The following is a 17,826-nucleotide window of genomic DNA, read 5'->3' on the forward strand; positions in this document are numbered from 1 at the left end:
ATCAACTTTATAAATTATTGTTTGCTTTTTTGCCATACCTGTAGTAAATTATAAATTCCTCTACTCGAAAGAGTATTGTACTACCCATAATTTACTTCGGATGAGCCAAAATAAATACCCTACCAAAGGTTTGTACAGGCAAGACTTTGAACACGACTCTTGTGGTGTTGGATGTGTTGTAAACCTTGACGGTAAAAAGTTGCATAGCATTGTAAAAGATGCCCTTACCATGCTTACAAACATGGAGCATAGGGGTGCCACAGGCAGCGACCCAGAAACCGGAGATGGTGCAGGTATATTGGTGCAGCTCCCGCACAACTTCCTGAAAAAGCAGTTAGATGAGTTTGCTATCAAGCTCCCCCAGGAAGGCGCTTATGGTGTAGGTATGGTTTTCTTCCCCACGGTGTATGAAGTGCGGGATAAGTGCAGGCAAACCATAAACCATTGCATCCGCAAAATGGGCTTTGAGCTTTTGGGCTACCGCCTGGTACCGGTAAACGGACGTGTGCCCGGACATGAAGCAAAAGCTGTGGAGCCATACATTGAGCAGGTGTTTGTGAAGCCGACCGATGCAAGTATAAAAGACACCGACCTGGAGCGTAAGCTGTACGTGCTGCGCAGTCTGATAACCCATGAGGTGAATAAAAGCGTGAAAGGCGAGAACGGTACGTTTTACATTGCCAGCCTCTCGTCACGCACGATCATCTACAAAGGCCAGCTAAAGACAGAGCAGGTAGAACAGTATTACCACGACCTGCGCCACCCGGAATTTAAATCTGCGCTGGCGGTGGTCCACTCCCGCTTCTCTACCAACACCTTCCCAAACTGGAAGCTGGCACAACCTTTCCGGTTTATCGCGCACAACGGCGAGATTAACACCATCCGCGGCAACGTAAACAAGATGAAGTCGAAGGAGGCGCTGATGTACTCGCCGCTCTTTACAGAAGAAGAGCTGAAGTGGCTGCTGCCTGTCACGAACCCCGCCAACTCCGACTCAGCCAACCTGGATGCCATGGTAGAGCTGCTGACGCTGGCTGGGCGGCCCCTGCCCCACGTCATGATGATGCTGGTGCCGGAAGCGTGGCAGGACAACCCGTTCATGGACCCGTACAAGAAAGCTTTCTATAAATACCACGCGGCCCTGATGGAGCCTTGGGATGGCCCTGCGGCATTGTTCTTTACCGATGGCAAACAAATTGGCGCTACACTGGATCGTAATGGTCTGCGCCCGGTACGCTTTTGTGTTACCAAACAAGGCCGCTTAATAATGGCTTCCGAAGCCGGAGCGCTACCAGTTAATCCTAAGGATGTGGTGCGCCGAGGTCGCCTTCAACCGGGTAAAATGCTGCTGGCTGACCTGGAGGAGAACAAGATTTATGAGGATGAGGAGATAAAGCAACTTGTTTGTAACGATAAGCCGTACTTCGACTGGATTGCGCAGAATCGTATCAAACTGCACCAACGCCCTGATCCGGCTTTCTGCCTGAACACGGTATCGCCGGAGCAACTGCGCCTGAAACAGAAAGCCTATGGTTATACTTCAGAAGACCTGAAACTGATTGTGCAGCCTATGGCGACCACAGGCAAAGAGCCTTTGGGAAGTATGGGCTCTGATACTCCACTGGCAGTGCTCTCACGGCAAAGCCAGCACGTGGCCAACTACTTTAAGCAGCACTTTGCACAGGTAAGTAACCCACCCATCGACCCTATCCGGGAACGGTTGGTCATGTCTTTGTTTACCCGCCTTGGGGAGTCGCTGAATGTGCTGGATGAAACACCTGCCCATACACGGCAGATACATATTTCGCACCCGGTGCTCAGCCACAGCGATTTTAACAAGATTATTAACCTGAAGTCGGAAGGATTTGAGCATTATACGATCAACGCCACCTTCCCGACCACAGAAAGAGGCTCTCTGCAAAAAGCGCTGGATGCCATTTGTGCAGAAGCCGAAGCGGCTGTAGCGGCTGGCAAGAAAATCCTGATTATATCAAATCGCGCTGTGGAAGCAACCCGTGCGGCCATACCTTCTTTGCTGGCTGTAGGGGCTATACACCACCACCTGATCGACAAGCGCATCAGAACAAAAACCGGCTTGGTTGTAGAGGCTGGAGATGCCTGGGAAACGCACCACTTCGCCACCATTATTGGTTACGGCGCCAGCTGCGTGTACCCGTACATGGTGTATGATACCATCCAGTGCCTGCTGGAGCAGGAGAAACTGGACAATACCAAGCCTTTCACTTATTATGCAGAGAACTATACACAGGCTATAGGAAATGGCTTGCTCAAGATTCTCTCTAAGATGGGCATCAGCACGTTACAATCTTACCAGAGTGCCCAAATTTTTGAGTGCCTTGGCTTTGGGCAGGAAGTGATTCAGAAGTGTTTTAAAGGAACCGTTAGTCGCCTGGAAGGTTTGAATTTTGAGGACCTGGAACTGGAAGCACTGATTAAACACCAGTCGGCTTACATGGATGATAACCAGCTGCTGGAAACCGGCGGATTCTTCCAGTGGAGAAGACGTGGCGAAGAGCACCTGCTGCGCCCGGAGATTATCCACCTGCTGCAAAAATCTACCCGCCTGAACGACTATCGCTTGTACAAAGAGTACACAAAACTGCTGCGCGAGCACCAGGAATCAGCTATTACCTTACGTCAGCTATTTGAGTTCAGAAAACGACAGTCGGTGCCGCTGGAAGAGGTGGAGCCGGTAGAAAGTATATTGAAGCGATTTGCCACTGGGGCCATGTCTTTTGGGTCACTTTCGCATGAAGCGCACAGCACGCTAGCTGTTGCGATGAACCGCATCGGCGGTAAAAGCAACAGCGGCGAAGGTGGCGAGGATGAAGCGCGTTATAGCATCAAAGAAAACGGAGATTCTGAGCGTTCTGCCATCAAGCAAGTAGCCTCTGGCCGCTTTGGTGTAACCAGCCACTACCTAGCCAACGCCGATGAGATACAGATAAAAATAGCGCAGGGTGCCAAGCCTGGGGAAGGTGGTCAGTTGCCCGGCCACAAGGTAGATAACTGGATTGCCCGTGTGCGCCACTCCACACCGGGGGTAGGCCTCATTTCACCGCCACCGCACCACGACATTTACTCTATTGAAGACCTGAAGCAGCTGATTTACGACCTGAAGAACGCTAACCCGAACGCCCGCATCAACGTGAAGCTGGTAGCAGAGGCAGGCGTAGGCACCATAGCAGCTGGTGTGGCCAAAGCAAAAGCGGATGCTATTATGATTTCTGGTGCCGACGGAGGTACGGGAGCCAGTCCGTTGAGCTCTATTCGCCACGCTGGTTTGCCTTGGGAAATAGGTTTGGCAGAAGCACACCAGACGCTCGTGAAAAACAATCTCCGCAGCCGTGTGGTACTTCAGACGGATGGCAAGTTGATGACAGGGTATGACCTGGCCATTGCTACATTACTGGGTGCCGAAGAGTATGGCGTTGCTACCGCTGCCCTAATTGCCGAAGGCTGTATCATGATGCGCAAGTGCCACCTGAACACTTGCCCGGTAGGTATAGCCACGCAAAACCCGGAGCTGCGCCAACTCTTTACCGCAAAGCCGGAGCATGTGGTAAACCTCTTCCGTTTCATGGCCGAGGAGCTGCGCGAAATTATGGCGCTGTTGGGCTTCAGAAGTATAAACGAGATGGTAGGCCAGCCACAGGTGCTGAAAGTGCGCAACGACTTAAACCACTGGAAGCTTAAAAACCTGAGTTTTGACCCTATTCTGCATAAGGAGGTAGTTCCTAACAACATCGGTATCTATAACCAGATCCACCAGGAGCATGACATTGTAGACATACTGGACAGAAAGCTTATCCGTGACTTCAACAAAGGCAAAAACAAAGAACGGCAGTACCGCATCATCAACGTAGATCGCTCGGTGGGTGCCATGCTGTCTTATGAAGTATCGTGCAAGTATGGCAAAGCTGGTTTACCAGAAGATTCTTTCAAAGCCACCTTCAGCGGTTCTGCCGGCCAGACATTCGGAGCTTTCCTTGCTCCCGGCCTTACCTTCCGCTTGGTTGGAGAAGCCAACGATTACCTGGGCAAAGGCTTGTCGGGCGGCAAACTTATACTTCAGCCGTTCGAGGGCTCTACTTACGTGGCGCATGAAAACATCATCACTGGTAATGTTGCCTTGTATGGCGCTACTTCCGGCACAGCTTACATTAATGGTATGGCAGGCGAGCGCTTCTGTGTGCGTAACTCCGGGGCTGAGGCTGTAGTGGAAGGCATCGGCGACCACGGCTGCGAGTACATGACAGGTGGCAAAGTACTGATTTTAGGTTCTGTGGGTAAAAACTTTGCGGCAGGCATGAGCGGCGGTACAGCTTTTATCTACGATCCAGTGAATGGCTTTCCGGAGCAGTGCAACCTGGAAATGGTAAACCTGGAGCTACCTGATGCGACAGACCTTTTATGGATAGAGCAGAAGCTGCAGGAGCATGTGCAGTATACAGAGAGTTCACTGGCAAAAGACCTGCTACAGGGATGGCATGCGCACCAGAAATTCTTCCACAAAGTAATGCCACACGACCTGAAGAAAGCCCTGCAAATAAAAGAAACTGAAACACTAAAAGTAGTTGCCTGATGGGAAAAGCAGACGGATTTTTAACCTACGGCCGCGAATTACCCGCAGCCCGAGACCCGAAAGAAAGAATCAACGATTCCAACGAGATTTATACTTCCTTTCCGGAGGAAAAAACAAAAATACAGGCGGCCCGCTGCATGGACTGCGGTGTTCCTTTCTGCCACAGCGGCTGCCCCTTGGGCAACATGATACCTGATTTTAATGATGCTGTATATGATGGTGAGTGGGAACGCGCTGCGCAAATTCTATACAGCACCAATAATTTCCCAGAGTTTACCGGCCGCATCTGCCCTGCTCCTTGCGAGTCGAGCTGTGTGCTCTCGATCAACAAGCCAGCCGTTGCCATTGAGCATATTGAGAAAGCCATCGCTGAGAAGTCGTTTGAACTAGGCCTTGTAAAGCCACAGCCACCTACGCACCGCACAGGCAAACGTGTCGCCATTGTAGGTTCAGGCCCGGCAGGACTGGCAGCGGCAGCACAGCTAAACCAGGCGGGGCACGAGGTGCACATATATGAAAAAGATGATAAAGCCGGTGGTTTGCTGCGCTATGGTATACCGGACTTCAAGCTGGAGAAATGGACGATCGACCGCCGCTTAGCCATACTGGAGGAAGAGGGCATTCACTTTCACCTGAACAAGGAAATCGGCAAAGACACCACACTTAAAAAGCTGCACCGCAAGTATGATGCGGTCCTGCTAACCATTGGTTCAGCAAAACCTCGCCCTTTAACCATACCGGGCAATCACCTGAAGGGTATTCACTTTGCCATGGATTACCTGACGCTGCACAACCGCAGAGTTGCCGGAGAAATTATACCTGCCGAACAGGACATTCACGCCAAAGAGAAGCATGTGCTTGTGATTGGTGGCGGTGATACGGGCTCTGACTGTGTAGGCACAGCCAACCGACAATTTGCCATGTCCATCACGCAGTTGCAGTACAGAAACATGCCATCTACAGCTCGCACACCTGATAATCCCTGGCCCGAAACACCTATGACATTTACCGCGTCCAGCTCACACGAAGAAGGATGCGAACGCAGCTGGGGCTGGCTCACAAAAGAGTTTGTAGCCGACGAAAATGGCTTTGTAAAAGGCTTAAAGGTGGTGGAACTGGAGTGGAAAAACAGCCGCGAGTATACTGAAAAACCCGGTAGCGAACGCGTGTTGCCTTGCGACCTGGCCTTTATTGCTATCGGTTATGAGCGCCCGATGTACGATGCTTTCCAGGCTAACTTTGATTTTGAAACAGACCAACGCGGTAACTTTAAGCTACAGGACTGGCAAACGAATGTGCCAGGCATCTTCGCTGCCGGAGACGCTTACCGTGGCCAGTCGCTGGTGGTATGGGCTATCTCAGATGGTCGGGAGGCTGCCCGTGCCATTGATGTGCACCTGATGGGAAAATCAAAGTTGCCTGCAAAAGAGGTGTCAATGCTACTGTTGGCAAATGAAAAACAAGTATAAATAATTGGTGTTAGTATAGCTTTTCAGGTACGTATCATCAGTGGCCACCAGTAGCCCATACCTCAACACGCTCTGAAACAGTTTTTTTAAACTACTCTGCTTGCTTTAGCTAGGCATGGTACTGCCTTGTAATACTTAAAAGGGCATCACTGTATAGCTATTACTTTGATACCCGCTAATAGCCTTAAAAAGACTATTATGAATCTGCCGTTGCTTCAGCTATTGCCGCTATACAGGACTCTCCTGAAAGGAAGGGGAGAGTTTTTCTGCTCTATTGGATCTTTGTCTTTTGATGAGTACAATAGCAATCATTGCTCCTATTGTAGCCATACTCACTCCTACCAGTTCTGGCGAGGTATAGCCAAAGCCCATAGCAATTGGCAATCCCCCAAAGAACGCACCCAAAGCATTGCCAATGTTAAATGCGGCTTGTGTGGTAGCTGCACCCAGCATTTCTGCTCCTTTGGCTGTCTTGATCATCAGTATCTGAATAGGTGCTGCAATAGCCAGCGAAAGGCCTCCTGCCACAAAAGTCATCAGCAAGGCCATCACTTTGCTTTCGGAGGTAAAGTAGATGATTAGCAGCGTCGCAGCCATACATAGCAACAGCACAAGGCAGGCCTTCACAGGTTCTATTTTATCGGCCAGTCTGCCACCTGCAAAGTTACCGACTACCATGCCAAAGCCTGCCAACACAAGTATGTATGACACTTGCTCCGGAGCAAAACCAGCCACTTCCGTCATCAAGGGAGCTATGTAACTGATCCAGGCAAAAAGGCCGCCTGTTCCGATGGCTGTTATCAGAAGTATAAGCCAAGCCTCTCTGCTTTTAAAAAAACTTAGCTGCGACCGTACATTACCAGTTTTGCTGGCTTCAAGCGCTGGCAACCACAGCTGAATCAGCAGCAGGGTAAGCAAGCCTATAACTGTAATAAGGCCAAAAGTATAACGCCAGGAGAAATGGTGCCCGATATACGTACCGAGGGGTACAGTGAGCAAATTAGCAATGGTTAACCCGGCAAACATGGTGGAGATGGCTTGTGCCTCTTTGCCTTTCACTGCCAAACGGCTTGCTACTACAGAGCCAACACCAAAAAAAGCGCCATGCGGCAGCCCCGCCATCAAACGGGAGAGCAGCAAAGTCATACTTGTGGGCGCAAAGGCAGAACAGGCGTTAAACAAGGTAAACATCACCATCAAAGCCCAGAGTATTTTCTTTGGCGGAAAGCTCCGGCTGGCTACCACCAGCAAAGGTGCACCAATCACAACTCCGAGCGCATAGGCCGAAATCATGTAGCCCGCCTCTGGTATACTTATGTTAAAATCAGCAGCAACATCTGACAGCAAGCCCATTATCACAAACTCCGTTGTTCCAATCCCTAACCCGCCCAGTGCCAGCGGCAATAACCTCTTTTTCAATGCTAATTATATTATTGATGATAAAATAAAATTTCAAGCCTCTCTGCAAGCCATCACTGCTGATGCTCACAGAGAGGCTCTGTGCTTATACTTTGTATTATACTTTCTGATAGCTATACGTACGTACTTAAAGTATAGCGGCCTATACTTTGATTGCCTGAAAGCCAACAGCCATAAGGTACTACCTATACTTTAGGTATTGCTCAAAACGGAGATGGCAGATGGTTTATTTGCAGATATGATCTTTAACTTTATTCGTTAATGAGTACCTGTTTTTTGAAACCTATCACGCAAGCTATTGTAAGATAGGTGACTCTGATACAGGAATGAACATTTGGTAGTGTATTTATCCTTGGAGCTTGTTTACATTTCGTTTTTGCAAGCGAAAGCTGAATGGAAAGGGTTCTGGCAAAGCGGTTTTAGAGTTTCATAGCAGCGCTACGGGGTGAGAAAAGCGTGAGGCCAGGTTCCTTTACAGGCTTTTGCAGCGCAAAGTATGAATTGTAAACATGCTTTTAGAACTGATTACTATACTTTATGTAGATTTTAAAAGTAGAGCCTTTACCCAATTCACTGCTAAGTTCGATCTTCCCATCGCTATTTTCAACAATACGCTTTACAATAGACATACCTACACCTGTTCCTTCGGTATGGTCATGCAGGCGCGTAAACATACTGAAGACTTTATCATGGTCCTGCTCTCTTAAACCCAGGCCATTATCTTGAACAGAAAGCACAACATAATCATCAACAGGATAAGAGCATATATTGATAACGGGCTTCCTGTCAGGCGATTTATACTTGATCGCGTTAGATACCAGGTTGTAGATAATGCTGCGAAGGTTCTTCCGTGAATAAGCTACACCGGGTGCCAGAGAGAAATCCTGTATTATCTCTGCTTCAGCATCGTGGATCATACACTTAATGTTAGACGTTACATCGCCTAATATTTCCTCGAAACTAACGATCGCTTGATTATCCTCCTCCTGGTACTGTAGTTTTGCTACCTCTGTCAGGTCCGTTAAGGTATCTCTAAAACGGTTGATTGAGGTAGCTATCATGTTCAGTATCGCGTCTGCTTCTTCCAGTTTCACGTCATTCTCAACCAGCGTTTCCTGCAGCGCCCGCATTAATCCTTCTATGTTGATGATGGGCGTTTTAAGATCATGCGATGCTGTGTACACAAAGTTCTCCAGATCCTTGTTGATCCTGATCAACTCTTTGGTTCGCTCGGCTACTCTTTCCTCCAGCGCACGGTTCATCTCAAGCGCCAGGTTGTTAGCCTTCTCCAGCTCTTTTTTCTGAACATAAAAGCTTATAAAGGCTGCCACTTTAGCGCGGGTAATGTATGGGTGAAGCGGTTTGAACAGAAAATCTACAGCACCAGCTTCAAAGCCTTCCACCATATGCGACGACTGCTCTGAAATGGCTGTTACAAAAATAACCGGGATATCCTTTGTCTTGGAAGTGTTCCGCAGATACTGTGCAACTTCATAGCCGTTCATGTCGGGCATTTGCACATCCAGCAGAATAAGCGCCAGCTCTTCGCGCAATGCAATTTTTAGCGCCTCCTCGCCAGAGTTGGCAAACAAATAAGAAATATTGTCTCCTTCACTGAAAAGAAGGCTTTCCAGACTTATTAGATTTTCAGGCTTGTCGTCTACCAACAGTACCTTAACCGGATAGGTAAGCGGTAACTTAAATGGGACGGACTGAGTTTGCTGGTCAAGCATCATGTAACTGAAAGTAAATGTTTCTTTATGCTTTCCAAATTCATCACGCGGCAGCCAGGTATTAACTTAATAGCTGATTCGGGCATGGTACTTACTTCTGCTTCGGCAGGGTCCTGTACGATGGCCACACCTCCCTTTTGGTGCAGGTGCGCCAGGCCTGCACTCCCGTCTTTGCTTGCGCCGCTCAGCAGTATGCCAATTGCCTGCTCTTTAAACACATCAGCGGCACTAGCAAATGTAACATCGATTGAAGGTCGGGAGTAATTTTCTAAATCCGAAACATCCAGCGAAAAAGTTCTGTCCTTTTCGATCAGCACATGGTAATTAGCAGGTGCCAGGTATACAACGCCTGGTGCTAAGGGTTCTTTCTCCTCCACCTCCCGCACTTCCAAGTGTAGCTTCTTCTCAAACAGTTGCTGCAACCCGCTTTCAGTGTTACGGAGGCGGTGCAGCACCAGAATTATCGGGTACGGAAAGCTTGCTGTTAAACTTTGTAATATAGTTATGGAAGCTTGTATTCCGCCCCACGAACCTCCCAAAACAACCACTTTCTCAACTGGTTTCATCAGCGTGTTTTTCGATAGATACGGTTATTCTTATCTGTTGACTGATAGCTGGAATTTAACTCTGAAAGATAGAGTGTCTCTTTTTTCCCTAGCCCCAGGTAGCCTAAATTAACCAGGCTTTCATCAAAAAGTTTAAACACCCGCTCCTGCAAGGCATGCGTAAAATAGATAAGTACGTTTCGGCTCAGGATAAGGTGAAACTCGTTAAAAGAAGAATCTGTGGCCAGGTTATGTGGATAAAACACGACGTTTTGCACTAACGAAGAATCAAACTTCAGGCTACCGTAGTTGCTTACAAAGTATTCTGAAAACTCACGCTTGCCACCAGATGCATAATAACCAGCCGTGTAAGCCGCAATGTTTGATGCCGGGAAGATACCTTCTTTGGCCTGCCGAAGCACCTTTTGGTTTACATCGGTAGCATATATGCGTACCCTGTCCAGCAGCCCTTCCTCCTTTAAAAGTATAGCCAGCGAAAAAAGCTCTTCACCCGTTGAGCAGCCGGCATCCCATATCTTTATAAACGGATATGTAGAAAGTATAGGCAGCACATTCTTGCGCAACGACAGAAAAAAAGAAGGATCACGGAACATCTCTGTTACATTCACTGTGATCTCCTGCAAAAAACCTTCAAAAAAGTAACTGTCTGATGCGATGGACTCCTTTAACACAGCCATACTTTCGATGCCGCTATTGCTGGCAAAGCGCTTGATACGGCGGTAGAGCGATGCCCGGGAGTAGCCCCTGAAGTCATAGCCATACTGCTGATGTATCTGCTCCATCAACTCCTCCACCTCCTGCTCAAAAAGCGCTTCTTCATCAAGCTTCATACAGCCACACGCGCATTAAAGTAAGTAATTTATCTGTGTCAATTGGTTTTGGAACATAATCGGAGGCACCGGCTTTAATACAGTTTTCCTTGTCCTCTTTCATGGCCTTGGCTGTAAGCGCGATAATTGGCAGGCGCTTGAACGGCACCATGCGCCTGATTTGCTTTATAGCTTCAATGCCATCCATTTCCGGCATCATGATATCCATCAGCACCATATCTACGCCTGTTTCTGTTTCTAGTTTCTGCAAAGCTTCTTTTCCATCATAGGCTACAACAACCTCCATGCCGTGCAGTTCCAGCAAGCTACTGAGCGAGTATACATTGCGCACATCATCATCCACTACAAGTATTTTACGGTTCTGAAGTATTTCCTCAGGCACATGCAGCTTCATCTTAAAATCGTTGCCCAGCGGCAGCTTTTGGTTCACCTTGTGCAGGAACAGTTGTACCTCATCCAGCAGGCGCAGGTAAGAGTATTCGTTTTTGATGATGATGGTATTGGCAAACTCTTTCAACCTGGTTTCTTCTTCCTCACTTACGTCTTTGCCAGAATAAATAATGATCGGTATTTCTGACAGGCCTTCTTTTGCCTTCACTGCTTTCATAAAGTCGTATCCTTTCATACCTGGCAGGTTAAGGTCTAGAATGATGCAGTCTACTTTTTGCTTGGCCAGCACCTTCTCTGCCTGTTCTGCTGTGTAGGCGGAGGTAGAGCGCATGCCATGCGCCAGCAACAGTTCGGCTACTGCCATGTTTTCAACCTCATTGTCCTCCACAATCAGGATATTTTCTATGGCACCTGCCGTGATGCCGCCTATGGATGTAAAGGCTTTGTTCAGCATTTCCAGCGTTACGGGTTTAGGCAGGTATTCCTGGTTCTCCTGAAACTCGCCTGTTACTTCGTTATCATAGGCAGACATGACGTGTACGTTTACATGCCGCAGTTCTTTGTCTTCCCGTATCTGCCGCAGCACTTCCCAACCGTTGATGTCCGGCAGTTGTATGTCCAGTAAAATGGCATCTGGTTTTTCCTGTCTTGCCAACTCCAGGCCGTCGGTACCATTATAGGCTTTAAGTACACGGAAATTCTTGGCTGTTGCAAAATCATCCAGAATATCGCTGAAGCCCTTATCATCCTCCACAATAAGCAAAGTAATCTCGTTCTTATCTTTCGGATTCATCCGCTGCAGCAATTGCACAACAGATGATGATTTTGGCTCCTGTGGCACAGCAGCTTCAGTTTTATTAGGAGTATCCTGCTTTGCCTGTTGCAGGGTGCGTGGCAGATAAAGCGTGAAACTACTGCCCACCCCAGGTTCGCTTTCGAGTTGCAGCTCTCCACCCAACAGTGTTGCCAGCTCTTTGCTTATGGTAAGGCCCAAGCCAGTGCCGCCAAACTTACGTGTGGTAGAGGAGTCGGCTTGCTGAAAGGCCTCGAACACTACATCCTGCTTCTCTTTCGGTATACCTATCCCGTTATCCTTCACCGTGAACGCCACCACCTCTGCTTGCTCTTTCAGCCTATCAGAATTAAACCGGAGATGGTTACGCACGGGATAAATAGCCAGTTCAACCTCCCCTCCTTCATCTGTAAACTTAATGGCGTTGCCGATAAAGTTTTTAAGGATCTGCTCTAAGCGGAAACGGTCGGTGGTAATAAATTCAAAAGTGTCAGGTGATAGGGTTTGGGAGAAGCGGATATTTTTCTTTCTGGCCATTTCCCGGAACACTGGCTCCAGCTGTATATCAGTAGCTTTTACCTCCTCCAGCTCTAACCTGATCATACCAGACTCAATCTTAGACAGGTCCAGTATTTCATTTATCAGCTTCAGCAGGTCGTTTCCGGAACGATGTATAATCTGGGCATGGTCAATTTGCTTTGTTGATAGGGTATTTTCGGTATTATCAGCTAGCAGCCTTGACAGGATAAGTATACTGTTAAGCGGCGTCCTGAGCTCGTGGCTCATGTTAGCCAGAAAATCACTCTTATACTTACTTACCGTCTCCACCTGATCAATTTTCAGTTCGATGGCCTGGCGAGCATCTTCCAATGCTCTGTTTTTGCTCTGCACCGCCTCGTACTGCTCTTCCAACAGTTGGGCTTTCTCTTCTAGTTCAGAGTTCTTCTCCTGTAGCTCTTCCTGGTTTACGCGCAGCTCTTCCTCAGATGCTTTCAACTCAGCGTTCAGCTGCCGTAATTCTTCCTGCTGTGTTTCCAGTTCTTCCGCCTGATTCTGCGTTTCATACAACAGTTCCTGTGTTTGCAAATGTATCTTCAGGGTGTGCACCATCACGGCTACACGCTCCGATGCCGCCTCAAAAAACCGTTGCTCCAACTCACTATATGAACGCCGTGAGCAAAGCTCTATGGCCCCTACCATGTTCTCGGTAAACTGCAAGGGAAGTATAATAATGTTAGCCGGATCACTCTCTGACAATCCGGTCTTTATTTTCAGGTATGAGTCCGGTATGTTCTCCAATAATTTTATCTGCCGCTCGCTCACAGCCTGACCTACCACACCAACACCTACCTTGTGAGAGTCGAGCTGATGGGTACTGTACTGCACGCCATAGCTGGCAGCCGCATCTAGCTTACCACCTTCGTTATGTAAGTATAAAACACCAGCCTCCGAGCCGGTATAATTACACATAAAGGATATTACCTTTTCAGATACCCGCTCCAGCGCTGACTCCCCTGCAATAAGGTTGTTAAGCTCTGAAATACCTGCCAGAATCCAGCTTCTGTTGGCATTGTCTGTCGTAAAGCTTTGCAGGTTATCTTTCATGTTTTTGATGGCGAAGCTCAAAGCGTCTTCTTCGCTCTGCACCTCTACCTCTACATCGTACCTGCCTTCTCCAATGGCTTGTGCCACCTTAGTTAAGGAAACACTTTTATTTAAGACACCACGAAAAGATTCTGCCACCATTCCAATTTCGTCTTTTCGATCGATAGGAATCACTACATCTGTTGCGCCTACTCTTATTCGGTCAGCAGCCACTCTGAGCGTAGAAAGCGACGATGAAATTGAATTGATGATATAAAGTGAAAGTAAGCACAAAAGCACCAGCAGTGCCACCACCGCAAGTGCCAAAACAATTAAGTAAAGTTGATTTTGTTTTATCTCAGCCTCTACCTGTGCCGTTATTCTGTCCAGCAAATCCTGCTCTACCTCGCGCAGCTCGTTCACACTTTGTGTAAACCCTCTAAAAGTTGCCGTAGGGTCTATAGCCGCAAAATCCAGTTCTGTTCCATTTTCTATCTGCTGCAGCATGGCTTCCACCTGCATGTAGTTTTCCGTAGAGGTTGTTTTCTGAAGTTCCTGCACAGACTCGGCGGTAGCATAGCGGCCAAAATCTTTTAAGGAACGGGTATAAAAACTATGCTGTGAACGAATCAACGCATAATCTTCATAAGAAAACCTCTCTTCCCGGAGAACTTTCATGAGAAGGCTACGCACCCGTGCCAGCTGAATTTTAGTATCCACCAGGCTCCTGAAGCTCAAAAGCTGTTGGCTAAGTTTTACATTGCCTATACCCGTGGCATTAGCATCAATTCTATCCAGAAAATTAGCTATCAGATCACTGGAATATCTCCTGAATTCAATAACATCCAATTTATTCTGGTCAAGATCGCTTCTGAATTGCTTCAACTCGTTTAGCAGCACTATATCAGAAAAAGATCTCCCTGTAGCTTGCAGGTATTGTTTCAGGTCTCTTTCGGCTGCGTCAGTCAAGGCCCGTTGCGCTTTTGCCTCCTGCATAAAGGCCGCATCTTCGCCTGCGGCCATCAGCATGCGTGCCCGCTCCCGCTGAAAAGCATGTATGACATCTGAAATCTTGCCTGCCTCCTTTAACTGAAGCGCTTCCTGTTTCAAGCGGGTCCTTTCACTGACCTGGTACTGAACAGTAGTAGCCACAAAGTATAGCAAAGGAATAAGCAACAGAGAAAGCAGCAATAAGAGTTTGTCTCTGATCTTTAAGTTTTCTATAATCTTCATTTTATGAGAAGCTGTTAAAAGTCTTTAAAGCATGCTTAAAATTCATCTTTTGCGCTGCAAAAGCCTGTAAAAGAACTGGCTTCATGCTTTTAAGCTAATGGCAAGACGAAGCCGCAATTTACAAAACTCCTTCTCATAAAACTGATAGTAATAATCACTTCACCGATGCATTCTGATTTTTTATTCAGAACGCCTTACTAAATTTTACCTTTTACCGCAGGAACTTAGTCGTGGTCTTCTTCCTGAAAACAACACATGGCGTTGCCTTACAAATAGTGATTGAAGAATCAATAAAATCAGAAACAGAGACCTAGCCCATACTTATAAAACTCGCTATCAACCACTTGCCACTAAACTTGATTTAATTTCTTGTGAAGAAAAAAATAACATGCAGCGGGAAGGGATAATTTATACTTGTGACAGCTATTACCTATAACACAGTGCACTAATTACCACTACACAGCAAGACGTACGGGAGTAACAGTTGAAATAGCTACTGAAAAGACAGAAGAAGGAGAGTCTTATTTCAGCCACTTTAAACGAACTGAGCAAACAACAACGGAATCATTAAGTCCAATTTATAACCTAGAATAATGCGTAAACTATTTCTTTTATTTATTGCCTGTACGCTCACGCTTCAGTTGAGTGCCCAGGTTATTACCTCTCCGGATAAAAACCTCACCTTAACGTTTGAGCTTCGGGATAACGGGGTACCTTACTACAAGTTGGGTTACAAAAACAAACCTGTAATTAAGCCAAGCCGCTTAGGAATTGAAACTAACGATGTTGGTTCTCTGGCAGAAGGATTCACGATAGAAGACACCAAGCAGGCTAGTGTGAATAATACATGGGAGCCTATAATGGGGGAGCAGAAAACCATCCGCAATAACTACAATGAGTTGTTGGTTACCCTGAAGCAGCCGGAGCAGAAAAACCGCTTTATTCGTATTCGGTTCCGCTTGTTTAACGATGGGCTTGGCTTTAGATATGAGTTTCCGAAGCAGGATGAGCTGAAGTATTTTGTGATTAAGGAAGAGCAAACCGGTTTCAACTTAGCTGGAGACCATAAAATCTTCTGGATTCCTGGCGACTATGATACCAACGAGTATGCTTATACTACATCAAAGATTTCAGAGATTCCTTCTCTGATGGAAAAAGCAACCATTGATGTGCATGCCCAGGTACCAATCAAGAACCTGGCTGTTCAAACGCCTTCCATGATGAAGACTTCGGATGGCTTATACATCAACATTCATGAGGCTGCCCTGATCAACTATCCGGCCATGAACCTGAACGTTGATCCGAAAACCTTTGCCATGAGTTCTCACTTAACGCCAGATGCTGTTGGCAACAAAGGGTACATCCAAACTGATGCACAAACACCATGGAGAACCATTGTAGTAAGTGATAAAGCAACAGACATACTTGCTTCTAAGCTGATCCTTAACCTGAATGAGCCAACTGCCTACGAAGACGTTTCGTGGATTAAGCCAGTAAAATATATTGGGGTATGGTGGGAGTACTTTGTGGCCGGCAAAAGCACCTGGGCCTACGGCAAAGAAACCAATGTAAAGCTGAGTGATGACTTCACAAAGTTGACTCCGAACGGAACACACGGTGCTACAAACGAAAACGTGAAAAGGCACATTGACTTTGCTGCAGAGCATGGTTTTGATGCTGTGTTAGTAGAAGGTTGGAATATCGGTTGGGAAGACTGGTTTGGTAACTGGAAAGAAGAAGTGTTTGATTTTGTAACGCCTTATCCTGATTTTGATGTAAAAATGCTGAGCGCTTATGCTGCTTCTAAAGGTGTAAAAATCATGATGCACCACGAAACATCGTCATCTGCTACCAACTACGAAAGACGCCTGGACAAGGCATTCCAGTTTATGCAAGACAATGGATATAATTCTGTTAAAACAGGTTATGTAGGTAAGCCTATCCCTAGAGGCGAGCACCACGATGGACAGTGGATGGTAAACCATTACATTCATGTGGCAAAGACGGCGGCTGATTATAAGATTATGGTGAACAGCCACGAAGCTGTTCGTCCTACAGGTCTTCACCGCACGTATCCGAACTGGATTGCCCAGGAATCTGCCAGAGGAACTGAATTCGAAGCAATGGGCGGTCTTGCACCAGAGCATGCCACCATCCTGCCTTTTACTCGCTTAATGGGTGGCCCAATGGATTATACGCCGGGTATTTTCCAGACAGACCTTTCTTACTACGGAACCGGCAACCAACGTGTAAATACTACTTTGGTAAAGCAATTGGCTTATTATGTAACCATGTATAGCCCGCTCCAGATGGCTGCGGACCTGCCAGAGAACTACGCCCGCTTCCCGGATGCATTCCAATTTATCAAAGACGTTGCTCTTGACTGGGATGACACGTATGTACAGGAGGCAGAGCCAGGAGATTATGTAACTATTGCCCGCAAAGCAAAAGGTAAAAACGAATGGTACGTAGGCGGTATTACCGATGAAAATGCCCGCACGGCAACTGTACGCTTTGATTATCTGCCAAAAGGCAAAAATTATGTGGCTACTATCTACGCTGATGCAAAAGACGCCAGTTGGAACCAGAACCCACAGAAGTATACCATCACTAAAGTACAGGTAAACTCGAAGAGTGTTCTGAAGCAGCCATTGGCTCCAGGTGGAGGTGTTGCCATCAGCATTAAAGAAGGTAACAAGCAAGAAACCAAAGGCCTTAAGAAGCTATAAGTATAAATTTATTACCTATGCGAAAGGGAGTGATGCAGCTAATGCGTCACTCCCTTTTTTTGTTATGCAGAAAATTCATACATCTTGTTTTTGGCTATTTGTGCTAGTCTGTGTGATAAGTATAAAATGATGGCAGTGGTCTTCTCCTGACACTTAGCGTACACAGTATTGCATTGGATTGCTGCTTATCAGCGTAAAAGTGGCACCCATAAACGGGAAAGCATAACTAGATTTGCTATATTGATATATGCCTTTCCCTTTTGCACAAACTCACTTCATGAGCCAGGCAGAAACCTATAACTGCTCTATACTCAGTGTGTTCAGGTTTAGCTAAAAGGATATACTTGGAAAGTTATTAATTCTGAATTTTATAACACGAGGCTGTTTAGAGTTGTTTAACTTCCAAGGAATTAGGCAGGTAAAAGTGTTTGCAAAGACATTTTAACCCCAAGTCCTAATCCGATGGAAGTCATA

General features: G+C 46.9%; 8 protein-coding genes. 3 read left to right on the top strand and 5 right to left on the bottom strand.

Features of this window, described 5'->3' with window-relative positions:
• Positions 1-100 precede the first annotated feature (100 nt).
• The gene (gene gltB, locus ACFQ2O_RS11350; protein WP_377527480.1) at positions 101-4,606 is read left to right on the top strand and encodes a glutamate synthase large subunit; all 4,506 of its coding nucleotides are present in this window, start codon (positions 101-103) and stop codon (positions 4,604-4,606) included.
• A complete protein-coding gene (locus tag ACFQ2O_RS11355; protein ID WP_377527483.1) occupies positions 4,606-6,075 on the top strand; it encodes a glutamate synthase subunit beta in 1,470 nt (489 codons plus the stop codon). The genes gltB and ACFQ2O_RS11355 overlap by 1 nt, the downstream gene beginning before the upstream one ends.
• A gap of 228 nt (positions 6,076-6,303) precedes the next feature.
• Here ACFQ2O_RS11355 and ACFQ2O_RS11360 read toward each other — a convergent pair whose 3' ends face one another.
• From ACFQ2O_RS11360 to ACFQ2O_RS11380, 5 genes are all read right to left on the bottom strand, one after another.
• Entirely contained in the window at positions 6,304-7,494 is a 1,191-nt protein-coding gene (locus ACFQ2O_RS11360; protein ID WP_377527485.1) for an MFS transporter, read from the bottom strand.
• Between the two features lie 515 nt (positions 7,495-8,009).
• Entirely contained in the window at positions 8,010-9,230 is a 1,221-nt protein-coding gene (locus tag ACFQ2O_RS11365; protein ID WP_377527487.1) for a sensor histidine kinase, read from the bottom strand.
• Positions 9,227-9,793, bottom strand: coding sequence for a chemotaxis protein CheB (locus tag ACFQ2O_RS11370; RefSeq protein WP_377527489.1), 567 nt, complete (start codon positions 9,791-9,793; stop codon positions 9,227-9,229). The genes ACFQ2O_RS11365 and ACFQ2O_RS11370 overlap by 4 nt, the downstream gene beginning before the upstream one ends.
• On the bottom strand, positions 9,793-10,623 hold the full coding sequence (locus tag ACFQ2O_RS11375) for a CheR family methyltransferase (protein ID WP_377527491.1): 831 nt from the start codon (positions 10,621-10,623) through the stop codon (positions 9,793-9,795). Before ACFQ2O_RS11375 ends, ACFQ2O_RS11370 begins: the two co-directional genes overlap by 1 nt.
• Positions 10,613-14,623, bottom strand: coding sequence for a response regulator (locus ACFQ2O_RS11380; RefSeq protein ID WP_377527494.1), 4,011 nt, complete (start codon positions 14,621-14,623; stop codon positions 10,613-10,615). Before ACFQ2O_RS11380 ends, ACFQ2O_RS11375 begins: the two co-directional genes overlap by 11 nt.
• 593 nt (positions 14,624-15,216) lie before the next feature.
• Here ACFQ2O_RS11380 and ACFQ2O_RS11385 point away from each other — a divergent pair.
• Entirely contained in the window at positions 15,217-17,352 is a 2,136-nt protein-coding gene (locus tag ACFQ2O_RS11385) for a glycoside hydrolase family 97 protein (protein WP_377527497.1), read from the top strand.
• Positions 17,353-17,826 lie beyond the last annotated feature (474 nt).

Origin of the sequence: Pontibacter rugosus (assembly GCF_042678745.1) — a bacterium.
In the GTDB taxonomy this organism is placed as follows: Bacteria; Bacteroidota; Bacteroidia; order Cytophagales; family Hymenobacteraceae; genus Pontibacter; species Pontibacter rugosus.

Excerpts from the sequence above, each read along its gene's own strand:
- gltB (WP_377527480.1), top strand. The coding sequence starts at position 101 with ATGAGCCAAAATAAATACCCTACCAAAGGTTTGTACAGGCAAGACTTT.
- ACFQ2O_RS11355 (WP_377527483.1), top strand. The coding sequence starts at position 4,606 with ATGGGAAAAGCAGACGGATTTTTAACCTACGGCCGCGAATTACCCGCA.
- ACFQ2O_RS11365 (WP_377527487.1), bottom strand. The coding sequence starts at position 9,230 with ATGATGCTTGACCAGCAAACTCAGTCCGTCCCATTTAAGTTACCGCTT.
- ACFQ2O_RS11370 (WP_377527489.1), bottom strand. The coding sequence starts at position 9,793 with ATGAAACCAGTTGAGAAAGTGGTTGTTTTGGGAGGTTCGTGGGGCGGA.
- ACFQ2O_RS11375 (WP_377527491.1), bottom strand. The coding sequence starts at position 10,623 with ATGAAGCTTGATGAAGAAGCGCTTTTTGAGCAGGAGGTGGAGGAGTTG.
- ACFQ2O_RS11380 (WP_377527494.1), bottom strand. The coding sequence starts at position 14,623 with ATGAAGATTATAGAAAACTTAAAGATCAGAGACAAACTCTTATTGCTG.
- ACFQ2O_RS11385 (WP_377527497.1), top strand. The coding sequence starts at position 15,217 with ATGCGTAAACTATTTCTTTTATTTATTGCCTGTACGCTCACGCTTCAG.